The 13,144-nt window shown below is 67.9% G+C and carries 12 protein-coding genes; 4 read left to right on the forward strand and 8 right to left on the reverse strand.

The window, feature by feature from the left end; genetic code table 11:
- Positions 1–57 precede the first annotated feature (57 nt).
- Genes PcP3B5_RS02365 through PcP3B5_RS02375 form a run of 3 tightly spaced genes read right to left on the reverse strand, consistent with a single transcriptional unit; the run spans position 58 to position 3,427 of the window.
- Positions 58–1,338, reverse strand: coding sequence for a cytochrome c (locus PcP3B5_RS02365; RefSeq protein ID WP_061560494.1), 1,281 nt, complete (start codon positions 1,336–1,338; stop codon positions 58–60).
- Positions 1,339–1,340: 2 nt separating this feature from the next.
- Positions 1,341–2,924, reverse strand: coding sequence for a GMC family oxidoreductase (locus PcP3B5_RS02370; RefSeq protein WP_061560495.1), 1,584 nt, complete (start codon positions 2,922–2,924; stop codon positions 1,341–1,343).
- Positions 2,925–2,926: 2 nt separating this feature from the next.
- Positions 2,927–3,427 carry a sugar dehydrogenase complex small subunit gene (locus PcP3B5_RS02375; RefSeq protein WP_009615138.1) on the reverse strand — a complete coding sequence of 167 codons (501 nt, stop codon included), beginning with the start codon at positions 3,425–3,427 and terminating at the stop codon, positions 2,927–2,929.
- A 230-nt stretch (positions 3,428–3,657) separates the two neighbouring features.
- Between PcP3B5_RS02375 and PcP3B5_RS02380 the strand changes: the two genes are divergently transcribed.
- On the forward strand, positions 3,658–4,452 hold the full coding sequence (locus PcP3B5_RS02380; RefSeq protein ID WP_009615140.1) for a thymidylate synthase: 795 nt from the start codon (positions 3,658–3,660) through the stop codon (positions 4,450–4,452).
- A 63-nt stretch (positions 4,453–4,515) separates the two neighbouring features.
- On the opposite strand, the gene PcP3B5_RS02385 is transcribed toward PcP3B5_RS02380, so the two are convergent.
- Positions 4,516–5,337, reverse strand: coding sequence for a class I SAM-dependent methyltransferase (locus PcP3B5_RS02385; protein ID WP_082816246.1), 822 nt, complete (start codon positions 5,335–5,337; stop codon positions 4,516–4,518).
- A gap of 309 nt (positions 5,338–5,646) precedes the next feature.
- On the opposite strand from PcP3B5_RS02385, the gene PcP3B5_RS02390 reads away from it, so the two are divergent.
- Positions 5,647–6,810: an iron-containing alcohol dehydrogenase gene (locus PcP3B5_RS02390; RefSeq protein ID WP_058072655.1), complete on the forward strand. Its 1,164-nt coding sequence runs from the start codon at positions 5,647–5,649 to the stop codon at positions 6,808–6,810.
- Positions 6,811–6,817: 7 nt separating this feature from the next.
- Positions 6,818–7,249, forward strand: coding sequence for an acyl-CoA thioesterase (locus PcP3B5_RS02395; RefSeq protein ID WP_058072656.1), 432 nt, complete (start codon positions 6,818–6,820; stop codon positions 7,247–7,249).
- Between the two features lie 684 nt (positions 7,250–7,933).
- Here the strand turns inward: PcP3B5_RS02395 and PcP3B5_RS02400 are convergent.
- From PcP3B5_RS02400 to fdhD, 4 genes are all read right to left on the reverse strand, one after another.
- Positions 7,934–8,353, reverse strand: a complete 420-nt coding sequence (locus tag PcP3B5_RS02400) for a glycine zipper domain-containing protein (protein ID WP_009615147.1) — start codon at positions 8,351–8,353, stop codon at positions 7,934–7,936.
- A 111-nt stretch (positions 8,354–8,464) separates the two neighbouring features.
- Positions 8,465–8,953, reverse strand: coding sequence for a surface antigen (locus tag PcP3B5_RS02405; RefSeq protein ID WP_043269566.1), 489 nt, complete (start codon positions 8,951–8,953; stop codon positions 8,465–8,467).
- A 330-nt stretch (positions 8,954–9,283) separates the two neighbouring features.
- A complete protein-coding gene (locus PcP3B5_RS02410) occupies positions 9,284–11,605 on the reverse strand; it encodes an FdhF/YdeP family oxidoreductase (protein WP_061560496.1) in 2,322 nt (773 codons plus the stop codon).
- Positions 11,602–12,444, reverse strand: a complete 843-nt coding sequence (fdhD, locus tag PcP3B5_RS02415; RefSeq protein WP_061560497.1) for a formate dehydrogenase accessory sulfurtransferase FdhD — start codon at positions 12,442–12,444, stop codon at positions 11,602–11,604. Before fdhD ends, PcP3B5_RS02410 begins: the two co-directional genes overlap by 4 nt.
- 241 nt (positions 12,445–12,685) lie before the next feature.
- Between fdhD and lysM the strand changes: the two genes are divergently transcribed.
- Positions 12,686–13,123, forward strand: coding sequence for a peptidoglycan-binding protein LysM (gene lysM / locus PcP3B5_RS02420; protein ID WP_043269560.1), 438 nt, complete (start codon positions 12,686–12,688; stop codon positions 13,121–13,123).
- Positions 13,124–13,144: the final 21 nt, after the last annotated feature.

The raw sequence follows: 13,144 nt of genomic DNA on the forward strand, positions 1-13,144 counted from the left end.
TATGTCAAACCCGGTTCCGCCGCAGTGGCGGCGGCCCCTCGAAAGGATGAGGCGCGGTCAGGGCTGGCGGATGGCGGCGACCCGGGCGCTGTCCACCTTCACCGCCGGGTTGCCGAACTGCGCCGTGAGGTAATTGACCAGGGTGGCGATCTGCTGGTCGTCGAGCGCGCCGGCGAAGCCTGGCATGAACACCTGCTGCCCGGCGCTTTCACGGTGCACGCCGGTGAGCACGACCTGCACCAGGTTGTCCGGCTGCTGCGCGCCCACCGTGGTGTTGCGGCTGAGCATGGGGTAGTAGGCGTCCTGCGTGCCCTGGCCGTTCCAGCCGTGGCAGCTGGCGCAGTTGCCGAGGAACAGCCGGGCGCCGTCGTCGCGGCTCCGGGTATCGAAGTCCTCGCCGCGCAGCGTCACCACGTCGTCGGCGGGGCCGCCCCAGGCGAAGCGCGGCTTGCGCTCGCCGTCGCCGACCGCCCTGACGCTGCGCAGGTAGCTGGCGATGGCCTGCAGGTCGTCGGGCCGCAGGTACTGGAAGCTGTGCTCCACGGCCTCGGCCATGGGCCCGGCGGCCTGGGCCTTGCCGGGCAGGCGGCCGCTGCGCAGGTACTGCACCAGTTCGGCGTCGCTCCAGCCGCCGATGCCGGCGTGGGTGTCGCTGGTGATGTTGTAGGCGTACCAGCCGCCCAGGGCGGCGCCGGCGAGGTAGCCGCTGCCCTTCTCGTCCAGGGCCTTCTCCTGGAAGGCCAGGCCGCGCGGGGTATGGCAGGTGCCGCAGTGGGCCAGGCCCTGCACCAGGTAGGCGCCGCGGTTCCAGGCCGCGCTCTGTTTCGGGTTGGGCTGGAAGGGCCGGTCGTCGTGGAACAGCGTGTTCCAGACGGCCAGCGGCCAGCGCATGTTCAGCGGCCAGGGGATGTCGCTGTCGCGGTTGGCCTGGGCCACGGCCTCGACGCCGCCGCGCAGGAAATAGGCGTAGAGGGCCTGCATGTCCGCGTCGCCGATCTTGGCGTAGGCGGTGTAGGGCATCGCCGGGTAGAGGTGCAGGCCGCCCCTGGCCACGCCTTCGCGCAGGGCGCGGGCGAAGTCTTCGGAGCTGTAGCTGCCGATGCCGGTGCGCGGATCGGGAGTGATATTGCTGGAGTAGACCGCGCCCAGCGGGGTGGTCAGCGCCAGGCCGCCGGCGAAGGGCTGGCCGCCGGGCGCGGTGTGGCAGGCGGCGCAGTCGCCGGCGCGGGCCAGGTATTCGCCGCGCTGCAGCAGCTCGGCTGGCGCAGGGTCCAGGGCCGGGGCGGCCTGGGCCAGGCAGGGCAGCAGGAGGAGGGCGGCCAGCAGGCGGGCGGACATGCTCAGGCCTCCCCTTTCAGGCGCTCGGCCAGGCGCAGGGCGAGGGCGGCGAGGCTCAGGGTGCAGTTCACCGAGCCCACCGTGGGCATCACCGCGCTGCCGGCGATGAACAGGTTGGGATGGTCGTGGCTGCGGCAGTCGCGGTCCACCACCGAGTCGCCGGGGTCGTCGCCCATCAGCGTGGTGCCGGCGATGTGGTTGTTGTTGGCGAAGCTGTCCTCGAACTGCACCTCGCTGCCGCCGAGCAGCCTGGCAGCGTGGGCATAGACTTCTCGGGTGTGCACCGCGCTGCGGCGCACATAGTCGTCCATGGCGTAGGTGAATTCCGGCTTGGGGATGCCCAGGGCGTCGCGCTCGCTGGCGCTGGGCACGATGCGGTTCTCCGGGCGCGGGAGGATTTCGTGGAAGCTGTCGAAACGCACGAAGCGCGCGGCGCGGTCGCGGATCTGCGCTTCCAGCTCGCGGCCGAGCAGCAGCGGGCCCTGGCGGATCAGTTCGGCAGCCACCTGGTCGACCCGCGAGAGGTTGGACAGGTGGATCTTCTTCGCCGCGTACTGGCTGCGGAAGGCGCCGTCGCGGAAGCCGACCATCGAGGTCATCTCCTGCGGCCCGCGCCCGGGCCAGAGCTTCTCGCTGGCGTAGAAGCGCACCGCGGTGCCGGGGTGGTCCATGAGGTTGCGGCCGACCATGCCGGAGGCGTTGCCGACCTCGGACATCAGCATCAGCTTGGGCGTCTCCACGCCATTGGCGGCGAGCACGAAGACCTTGCCTTCGACCCGCGTCTCCTCGCCCTGCGGGTCCTTGCAGAGGGCGGCGACTATGCGTCCGCCATCGCCCTTCTCCAGCTTGAACACCACGCTATTGTCCAGCAGCCGGGCGCCGGCGGCCTCGGCCTTCTCGACGTGGACGATGCCGTTGTACATGGCGCCCACCGGGCAGATCGGCATGCAGTTGTTGTTGCCGCAGCAGGTCGGCCGGCCGTCGAAGGGGCGGCTGTTGCGCGCCACCGGCTCGGTGACCACGCGGTAGCCATTGGCGTTGAGTACGTCCTTCACCCGCTGCTCGTTCCACGACAGCGGCAGCGGCGCCATGGGGTAGGCCTGGCTGCGCGGCGAGCCCAGCTCCTCGTCGGCCGGGCCCCAGACGCCTAGGGCCTCTTCGGCGCGCTGGTACCAGGGCTCCAGCTCCGCGTACTCGAACGGCCAGTCGCGGCCGACGCCGTACAGGCTCTGGAGCTTGAAGTCGCTGGGCAGGAAGCGCCAGGCCGAGGCTGCCCAGTGCCAGGTGGTGCCGCCGACCACCCGCAGGTACTGCACGTCGTAGGGGTGTTCGCCCTTCTGCACCAGGTAGTGGTTGTCCGGGTGGTACTGCGGGTGCGGTGCGTGGGCCATGGACGGGTAGGGCGCCTGGTTGTCGGACTTGTCGGCCTGGTTGCGGAAGCGCTCGACGATCTCCCAGCGCGACAGCCGCGGGCCGGCCTCGAGGATCAGCACGTCCTTGCCGGCCAGGGCCAACTGGTGGGCGACCAGGGCGCCGGCGACGCCGGAGCCGACCACCACGTAGTCGGCGCTTTGCGTGTCGGCCATGCTCAGGCCCCCCGCTCGACCGGTTGCGCGGCCCAGAAGCCCGGCTGGTTGCTGCAGTAGCTGCGCGGCAGCAGCACGTCGTCCACCGCGCGGAACATCAGCGCGCTTTCATAGGCGACCACGCTGGGGTGGTCGTCCTCGCCCACGTAGCCCAGGTACCAGGCGGCGAGCATCTGCCGCGCCAGCCACTGCTGGCGCTCGCTCCAGCGCTGCGGGCCGTCGCCCAGGCGCGCCTGCAGCTCGCCCAGGCTCTGGGCGAGGGCGGTGTCGCGCTGCGCCAGGGCCAGGTACAGGCGCTGGCCGATGCGTGGGTCGAGGTTGCTGCGCCCGGTCAGGCGCTGCGACAGCGTCATGAAGATCGCCAGTTCCGCCTCGGCCTGGGGCGTCAGCGCGGCCCAGGCCAGGGCCGCCGGGCCCAGCAGCAGGCCACCGGCCACGGCGCCGCCGCAGGCCATGGCCAGCAGGCGCCGGCGGGACAGGGAAAAGCGTGGCTGGTCTGGCATGCGGACCTCTCGTTCAGCAGGCAGCGGCGGCCCGGGGCCGCGGCGGGATCACGGGGTTATGGGCTGGGTCGGGCCCGGCCTTCTGGCTTATCGTCGGCGCGCTCCAACCAAGGGTGGCGATACGCGGGCCTGCCCCTTAGTATTGCGGCATCTCGCGATTCTGCAGGGCGAATGCGCCCGCGCCGAACCTTCGGCGTGCCTCGCGGACCTCTCTACGACACGGGTTTTCCATGAAACAGTACCTCGACCTGATGCGCCACGTGCGCGAGCACGGCACCTTCAAGAGCGACCGTACCGGCACCGGCACCTACAGCGTATTCGGCTACCAGATGCGCTTCGACCTGGGCGAAGGCTTCCCCCTGGTGACCACCAAGAAGTGCCACCTGAAATCGATCATCCACGAGCTGCTGTGGTTCCTCAAAGGTTCGACCAACATCGCCTACCTGAAGGAAAACGGCGTCTCCATCTGGGACGAATGGGCCGACGAGAACGGCGACCTCGGCCCGGTCTACGGCTACCAGTGGCGCTCCTGGCCGGCGCCGGACGGCCGCCACATCGACCAGATCGCCAACCTGATGACGATGCTGAAGAACAACCCGGACTCGCGCCGGCTGATCGTCTCGGCCTGGAACCCCGCGCTGATCGACGAGATGGCCCTGCCGCCGTGCCACGCGCTGTTCCAGTTCTACGTCGCCGACGGCAAGCTCAGCTGCCAGCTGTACCAGCGCTCGGCGGACATCTTCCTCGGCGTGCCCTTCAACATCGCCAGCTACGCCCTGCTGACGCTGATGGTCGCCCAGGTCGCCGGCCTGCAGCCGGGCGACTTCATCTGGACCGGCGGCGACTGCCACCTGTACGCCAACCACCTGGAGCAGGCCGACCTGCAGCTGAGCCGCGAGCCGCTGCCGCTGCCGACCATGAAGCTCAACCCCGAGGTGAAGGACCTGTTCGACTTCCGCTTCGAGGACTTCGAGCTGGTCGGCTACGAATCCCACCCGCACATCAAGGCGCCTGTCGCCGTATAGGAAATCGACCGCAGGCTATTTCGTCCGTAGCCTGCGGACTTTCTGTCAGAGCTCTTGGCGAAACTAGACCGTTCTGAGCCAGAACGCTGCTCCGTGCCTTTCCACGCCTTCCATTCGCTCGTCGGTCCAGAGGTCGTTCAGCAACTGCATGCTCTCAGTGCAGTAGTAGAGGTAAACCAGGGGCAGTTCGATTTCCAGTCCTTTCATCCCGCCCAGTAAGTAGCAGCACAGTAGATACTGTTCGTTGTAGAAGCGGTCCGCCCATTCGTTGGGATAGTCGAAGGGCAGGTAGATGTCATGTATGCCAATAGTTATGCCAGCACGCAGGGTGGGAAGTATCTCTGTGAAGAAGACCGTCACATCGGAGTTCTGGAATGACCGATGACTATTGTCGATGAAGAAGACGTCACCCTCTTCGAGTATCGAAAAGAAGTCGATCTCCAGGTCCTCCAGTGGGGCCCTGACGACCTCGTCGCAAATGGCATCTATCTCGGCTCGCGGGCATGGGTCGATCGAAATGATCCTGGTTTTCAGGTCATGGTCCTTGATGGCCTGGCGGACGAACTTCGTCGAGTTTCCTGAACCGATCTCGACGTAATGGCGAGGGTTATTCATGGCTGTATAGCCATATAGCGAAAGGGCATCGGCGCCTGGTAGCCAGCCATTTATCCAGTTGGGGGCCTGCGGTCGGCTGGGTATGCAATCTCTTCTTATCTGGCAGAGTTGTTCCTTGAATTCTAGGAAGCCCTGCAGAGTGCTCTCTATCTTCAGTTGGTTTTCAAGGTGGTAGTTGTCAAGCAACTCTCTGATCCGAGAGCTTGCGAGGCTTTCCCTTCTCTTGGGGGTGTAATTCGAGTAATCGTTTATTATGACTTTATGTTCCATAGCTCTTATATATTCCAAATGACTGGGTTGTTTTAAAGTTTCTGATCTTACAAGTGGTCCATGTAGGAGATTTCTATTTTTCCCTGTTCATAAGTTGATTATCGATCTTGGATTCGATGGGGCTTCGCCTTGCTGATGCGAGTCGAACCTCCCTAATCACTCTGCAACTCCATTCACTAGATGAATAAGTGTTTCGCCTGGCGGTATAGTGTTTCGTATTGATTAGGAGCGTTGCTATGCTGCAACGGCTGGTCGTCGTCTGGCGGCCTACGGATTTTCCGCAGTACAACGACAAGATCGGGGACCGTCATGCAGCCTTTCAGCTTCGCCACCACCGCGCAGATCCTTTGCGAGAGCGGTTCCGCCGTCCGCCTCGGCGCGCTTTGCCAGGAGCGCGGCGCCGCCCGCGTGCTCATCGTCAGCGACCCCGGCATTACCCGCCTGGGCCTGCTCGACGGCGTGCTGCCGGGCTTCGCCGCCGCCGGGGTGGCGGTGCAGGTGTTCGACCAGGTGCTGGCCGACCCGCCGGAGGCGGTGGTCCTGCAGGCCGCCATGCAGGCGCTGGAGATGGGCGCGCAACTGGTGGTCGGCTTCGGCGGCGGCAGTTCCATGGACGTGGCCAAGCTGGTCGCCCTGCTGGCCCACCCGCAGGCCAGCCAGGCCCTGCCGGAGCTGTTCGGCGTGGGCAATGCCCGCGGCCCGCGGCTGCCGCTGATCCAGGTGCCGACCACCGCCGGCACCGGTTCGGAAGTCACCCCCATTGCCATCGTCACCACCGGCGCCACCACCAAGAGCGGCGTGGTCAGCCCGCACCTGCTGCCGGATCTGGCCCTGCTCGATGCCGACCTGACCCTCGGCCTGCCGCCGGCGGTGACCGCGGCCACCGGCATCGACGCCATGGTCCATGCCATCGAGGCCTACACCAGCAAGCTGAAGAAGAACCCGCTGTCCGATCTGCTGGCCCGCGAGGCCCTGCGCCTGCTGGCGCAGAATCTCGACGCGGTGGTGCACGACGGCGCCAACCGCGAGGCGCGCCAGGCCATGCTGCTGGGCGCCTGCCTGGCCGGCCAGGCCTTCGCCAACGCGCCGGTGGCGGCGGTGCACGCCCTGGCCTACCCGCTGGGCGGGCATTTCCACATTCCCCACGGCCTGTCCAACGCGCTGGTGCTGCCGGAGGTGATGCGCTTCAATGCGCCGGCCGCCGCTGCGCTGTACGCGGAGCTGGCGCCCCTGCTGCTCGGCGAGCGCCTGCGCCCCGGCGACCGCGACGGCCTGGTCGGGCAGTTCATCGACGAGCTGGCGGACCTCAGCCCACGCTGCGGCCTGCCTTCGCGCCTGCGCGACGCCGGGGTGCCGGAGCACATGCTGCGGCTGTTGGCCAGCGACGCCATGCAGCAGCAGCGCCTGCTGGTCAACAACCCGCGCGAGGTCGACGAGGCCGACGCCCTGGCGATCTACCGCGCCGCCTACTGAGGACGACATGAGCGAACACCCCAGCCGCGCCGACTACCGGCACTTCCAGCCGATCACCACGCGCTGGCACGACAACGACATCTACGGCCACGTGAACAACGTGACCTACTACGGCTTCTTCGATACCGCGGTGAACACCTACCTGATCGAGCAGGGCGGGCTGGACATCCACGACGGCGAGGTGGTCGGCTTCGTGGTCAGCTCCAGCTGCGACTACTTCGCCCCGGTGGCCTTCCCCGAGCGCATCGAGGTCGGCCTGCGCGTCGGCAAGCTGGGCAACAGCTCGGTGCAGTACGAACTGGCGGTGTTCCGCCAGGGCGAGGACCTGGCCTGCGCCGCCGGGCGCTTCGTGCACGTCTTCGTCGAACGCGCGGGCAACCGCCCGGTGGCGATCCCCGCCGGCCTGCGCGAGGCGATGCAGGCGTTGCTGGCAGGCTGAGCCTGGTTGAGCGCGCCCTACACCCGGCCCAGCCTTGGCGTAGGGCGAATAACCGTTCGCGGTTATCCGCCGATACACCCATCTCATGCCCGGCTTCTCGGTCGAGCTTGGAGCGCCCGGAAGAGGTGCTCCGTGACCGAACCCGAAGCGCGGCTTGGAACGAGATCAAACGGCGGATAACGCCATAGGCGTTATGCGCCCTACACCCGGCCCACCCTTCGGCGTAGGGCGAATAACCGTTCGCGGTTATCCGCCGTTACACCGAGCTTATGCCGGTGTTGCGGTCGAGCTTGGAGCGCCCGGAAGAGGTGCTCCGTGACCGAACCCGAAGCGCGGCTGGGAACGAGGTCAAACGGCGGATAACGCCGTAGGCGTTATGCGCCCTACACCCGGCCCAGCCTTGGCGTAGGGCGAATAACCGTTCGCGGTTATCCGCCGTTACACCCATCTCATGCCCGGCTTCGCGGTCGAGCCCGGAGCGCCCGGAAGAGGTGCTCCGTGTCCGAACCCGAAGCGCGGCTGGGAACGAGGTCAAACGGCAGATAACGCCGTAGGCGTTATGCGCCCTACACCCAACCTCCAATCCGCCGTTTCACCTACGGTCAGGGGCTCCAGCCACCATGAAAAACGCCGTTTCCTCTCAGGGAGGAAACGGCGTTTTGTCTTGCCTGTGCGACCGAAGGCTCAGTCGCGGTGTTTGTGCCGGCGCTTGTGTTTGTGCTTGTGGCCGCTGTCGTGATGATCCTTGTCATCGGCCAGCGAGCTGCCCACCGCGCCGCCGGCCGCGCCGCCCAGGCCGGCGCCGATGGCTGCGCCGGTGGAGCCGCCGACCTTGTTGCCCAGCACCGAGCCGCCGGCCGCGCCCAGGCCGCCGCCGATGGCGGCCTCGGTCTTCTTGCCGTCCTTGGCGCTCATGGCGCCGCCGGCCGCACCGCCGACGCCGGCGCCGATGGCCGCGCCGGTGCTGCCACCCAGGGCACCGCCGACGACGTTGCCCAGGGCGCCGCCCAGGCCGCTACCGACCGCCGCGTTGGTGTTGTCGCCGGCCAGGGCGTACTGGCTGGCGACCAGGCCGAGGGCCAGGGCCGAGAGAGTCTTGCGCATGTTCGAACCTTTCAGGAGGGAAGAGGGTGGAAGCATTGTTCCGAACGCAAAACAGCCGGACAAGCGTGTCCGGCTGAGCTGCGGGGTTTATCGCGGGGCGCCTGCCCTGGGTCAATCCCAGTGCTTGTGGTGGCGATGGTGCTTGTACCAGCCGCGATGACGGCCACGGTCGTGCCAGTGGTGGCGGTCGTCGTAGCGGGCGCGGCGGTAGCCGCGGTAGTCGTCGTCATCGTCGTGGCGGTTGCTGTCGGCATAGTGGTTGCCCAGGGCGCCACCGCCGCCGCCGCCCAGGGCCGCGCCGATCAGGCCGCCGGTGCTGCCGCCGATCTTGTTGCCGATGACCTGGCCGCCGGCTGCGCCGAGGCCGCCGCCGATGGCCGCTTCGGTCTTGTTGCCGCGGCGGGCGCCGACCGCACCGCCGGCCGCGCCACCGACACCGGCGCCAATGGCTGCGCCGGTGCTGCCGCCGACCGCCTGGCCGACGACGGTACCCAATACCCCGCCCAGGGCGCCACCGACGCCGGCACGGGTGTCGCCGTCCGCGAAGGCGGAACCACCGACCAGCGCAAGAGACAACAGGAGCATCGAGGAGTACTTCATAGAGAGGTTCTCTGTGTGGATGTTGGCGCCGATGCTGCTGTTGTACGAAGGCGCTTACAAGCCTCTGCCGACGAGTGACGCGACTTTCATCAAAAAACGCAAGTATATGATTTAAGAACAGAACTTTTTCTATTTCGGGCTGTCAGAATGACATTCCGAGGGTACGGATTTCGCGTGTTTTTCTCACAAAATGCTGTTGCAATGATGGCATTTCACGCGATGGGGAAAGGCGAAAGCCGATTCCGTAGACCAGCCTCGGCTCTTTCCCGTCGAATTTTCCGGATGAATGACTCGGGCGTACAACCGTGCGGGGTCGCACGCCCGAGGCCGTCAGAGGATGCGGCCGTCGTCCCGGGCGTTTTCCAGGCGCACCGCGACGAACTTCGAGGTGGGGGTGAAGCTGCCTTCGCCGTGGCTTTCCAGCGGCACCAGTGGGTTGGTCTCCGGGTAATAGGCCGCTGCCTGGCCCGCGGGGATGTCGAACGCCAGCAGGGTGAAGCCGCTGACCCGCCGCTCCACGCCGTCGTCCCACAGGGAAACCATGTCCACCTTCTGCCCGGGTTCGAAGCCCAGCCGGCGGATGTCCGCCTCGTTGGCGAAGACCACCTCGCGCTGGCCGCGCACGCCGCGGTAGCGGTCGTCCAGACCGTAGATGGTGGTGTTGTACTGGTCGTGGGAGCGCAGCGTCTGGAGGATCAGGTCGGGGCGCTGGCCGGTGCGCCGCACCTGTTCCGGCAGCAGGTCCTCGGGCAGGGGCGCGGCGCTGAAGTTGGCCAGGCCGCTGGCGGTGTTCCAGCGCCGTTCCCGGGCCGCGTTGCCCAGGTAGAAGCCGCCCGGGTGCTTGACCCGCTGGTTGAAGCCGGCGAAGCCGGGGATGGTGTCGGCGATCAGCTCGCGGATGCGGTCGTAGTCGGCGATCAGCGCGTCCCAGTCCACCGGGCGGTTGCCCAGGGTGGCCTTGGCCATGCCGGCGATGATCGCCGGTTCCGAGCGCATCTGCGTCGACAGCGGTTCCAACTGGCCGTAGGAGGCGTGGAGCATGCTGAAGGAATCTTCCACGGTCACCGCCTGCGGGCCGCCGGCCTGGCGGTCGACGTCGGTGCGGCCGAGGCAGGGCAGGATCAGCGCGTCTTCGCCGCAGGTCAGGTGGCTGCGGTTGAGCTTGGTGCTGATGTGCACGGTCAGCGCGCAGCTCGCCAGGGCGCGGTGGGTGCGCGGGCTGTCCGGCGTGGCCTGGGCGAAGTTGCCGCCCAGGCCGATGAACACCCGCGCCTTGCCTTCGAGCATGGCGTTGATGGCTTCCACGGTGTTGTGGCCGTTGTGCCGCGGCACCTGGAAGGCGAAGCGTTTCTCCAGGGCATCGAGCAGCGCCGCCGGCGGCCGGTCGTTGATGCCCATGGTGCGGTCGCCCTGCACGTTGCTGTGGCCACGCACCGGGCACAGGCCGGCGCCGGGCCGGCCGATGTTGCCGCGCAGCAGCTGCAGGTTGACCACTTCCTGGAGGGTCGGCACCGAATGGCGGTGCTGCGTCAGGCCCATGGCCCAGCACATGATCACGCGCTCGGCGCGGCGGTACATGGTCGCCGCCGTCTCGATCTCGGCCAGGCTCAGGCCCGACTGGCGCTCGATGGCGTCCCAGGCGGTGGCGTCCAGCTCGGCCAGGTAGGCCTCGACGCCATGGGTGTGTTCGGCGATGAAGGCGTGGTCGAACACCGCCGGCTCGCCGTTGGCCTGGGCCTCGCGCTCCCACTGCAGGAGGAACTTGGCCATGCCGCGCACGGCGGCCATGTCGCCGCCCAGGGCGGGGCGGAAGAACGCGGTGTTCAGCGGCTCGGAGCCGTTGGTCAGCATCTCCAGGGCGTGCTGCGGGTGCTGGAAGCGCTCCAGGCCGCGCTCCTTGAGCGGGTTGAAGGCCACCACCTGGGCGCCGCGCTTCACCGCCTCGCGCAGCGGTTCGAGCATGCGCGGGTGGTTGGTGCCGGGGTTCTGGCCGAACACGAAGATGGCGTCGGCGTGCTCGAAGTCGTCGAAGGTGACGGTGCCCTTGCCGACCCCGACGCTCTGCCCCAGGGCCACGCCGCTGGCCTCGTGGCACATGTTCGAGCAGTCCGGGAAGTTGTTGGTGCCGAAGGCGCGGACGAACAGCTGGTAGAGGAAGGCCGCCTCGTTGCTGGCCCGGCCGGAGGTGTAGAACTCGGCCTGGTCGGGGCTTTCCAGGCTGTTCAGGTGCTTGGCCACCAGGGCGAAGGCCTCGTCCCAGCTCACCGGCACGTAGCGGTCGCTGGCGCGGTCGTAGCGCATCGGCTCGGTCAGCCGGCCCTGGTACTCCAGCCAGTAGTCGCTCTGCTCGCGCAGCGCGCTGACGCTGTGGCGGGCGAAGAAGGCGGCGTCCACGCGGCGCTTGGTGGCTTCCCAGTTCACCGCCTTGGCGCCGTTCTCGCAGAACTTCACCCGGCCGTCCTCGGGGGAGTCGCCCCAGGCGCAGCCGGGGCAGTCGAAGCCGCCGTTCTGGTTGGTCTTGAGCAGCGCGCGCAGGTTCTTCAGCGGCTGCTTGCTGTCCAGCCAGAAGCGCGTGACGCTGATCAGCGCGCCCCAGCCGGCTGCCGGGCCCTTGTAGGGTTGGTAACGGGGGTTGATCGGTTGCAGGCTCATCGGGATGTCGGGTGTCGGTGGGAGGCCGGCGCCGGGCTGTAGACCCGCGGCGCGTTGTGGTGGGGGAGGTGGACCAGGTTCAGCCGGTGCCCGCGCGCCCACTCGACGGTGAGCGCGCTGGGCGCGGACAGGCTGACCAGGGTGGCGATGCCGGCGCGCACGGCCTTTTGGATCAGCTCCAGGCTGCAGCGGCTGGTGACCACCGCGAAGCCCTCGCGGCAGTCCAGGCGTTGCTGCTTGAGCGCGCCTATCAGTTTGTCCAGGGCGTTGTGCCGGCCGATGTCCTCGCGGCACAGGACGATGCTGCCGGTGCCGTCGACATACAGCGCCGCATGCAGCGCGCCGCTGCGCTGTGCCAGGCTCTGCGCCTGGTCGATGCGCTGGCGCAGGCCCAGCAGGTGGGCCGCCGGCGGCAGCGGCGCCGGTTCCAGCGGGCGCAGTTCGGGCAGTGCCTGCTCCAGCGCTTCCACGCCGCACAGGCCGCAGCCGCTGGTGCCGGCCAGGCGCCGGCGCAGGCGCTTGAGCGCCCAGAAGGCGCGGTTGGTGATCTGCACGTCGACGCTGACGGCGTCGGCGAGGCGCTTCAGGCGGATGTCATAGATGTCGTCGATGGACTCGACCAGGCCGGCGCTCAGGCTGAAGCCGCGGACGAAATCCTCGAGGTCGCCGGGCGAGGCCATCATCACGGCCTGGCTCAGGCCGTTGTAGGCGATGGCCAGGGCCACTTCCTCGGCCAGCACGGCGCTGCCGGAAGCGGGCCCGCTGCCCAGTTCGGCATAGGCGTAGGCGCCCTCGGCTGCGGCATCCGCGGGCACCGGGCGATCTGGCTGGCAAGGCATGGGGTGGGCACTGTATTCGAATAATGGCCCCAGCCTAAGCCTGGGGGCCGAGGGTGTCTAATCGGCAGCGCCTATGCCGTGATCGATGGCATCTATCACCAAGCTGGGCGGGGCGTTCCGTCGGGTGCCGCCGGCTTTCGGACGACTCCTATCGTTGTCTCCCCGGGTGGCGTCTAGACTTCCTGGCGGCGCGGGCGGCCTGGAGCCGGCCGCTGGAACCGTAACCGCAAGGAGAAAGGACATGGGCATTCTGTCATTCGTTAAGGAAGCCGGCGAGAAGCTGCTGGGCGGCCTGCTGGGCGACAAGGCGCAGGCCGCCGATTCGCTGAAGGAGCACGTGGCCAAGGTCGGCCTGGGCAACCCGAACATCCAGGTCAGCGTCGAGGGCGACAAGGTGATCGTCAGCGGCGAGGCGGCCAGCCAGGAAGAGAAGGAGAAGATTCTCCTGGCCCTGGGCAACGTCGAAGGCGTGGCCGGCGTGGAGGACAGCATCAGCGTGCCCCAGGCGGCGCCGGCGGCGCGCTTCGTGACGGTGAAGAAGGGCGACACCCTGAGCGCCATCGCCAAGGCCGAGTACGGCAACGCCAACGCCTACATGAAGATTTTCGAGGCCAACAAGCCGATGCTCAGCCACCCGGACAAGATCTACCCGGGGCAGGTGCTGCGGATTCCGGAGTAAGGCGGGCAGGCGGGGGATCGA

The organism is Pseudomonas citronellolis, assembly GCF_001586155.1.
GTDB classification, from domain to species: domain Bacteria; phylum Pseudomonadota; class Gammaproteobacteria; order Pseudomonadales; family Pseudomonadaceae; genus Pseudomonas; species Pseudomonas citronellolis.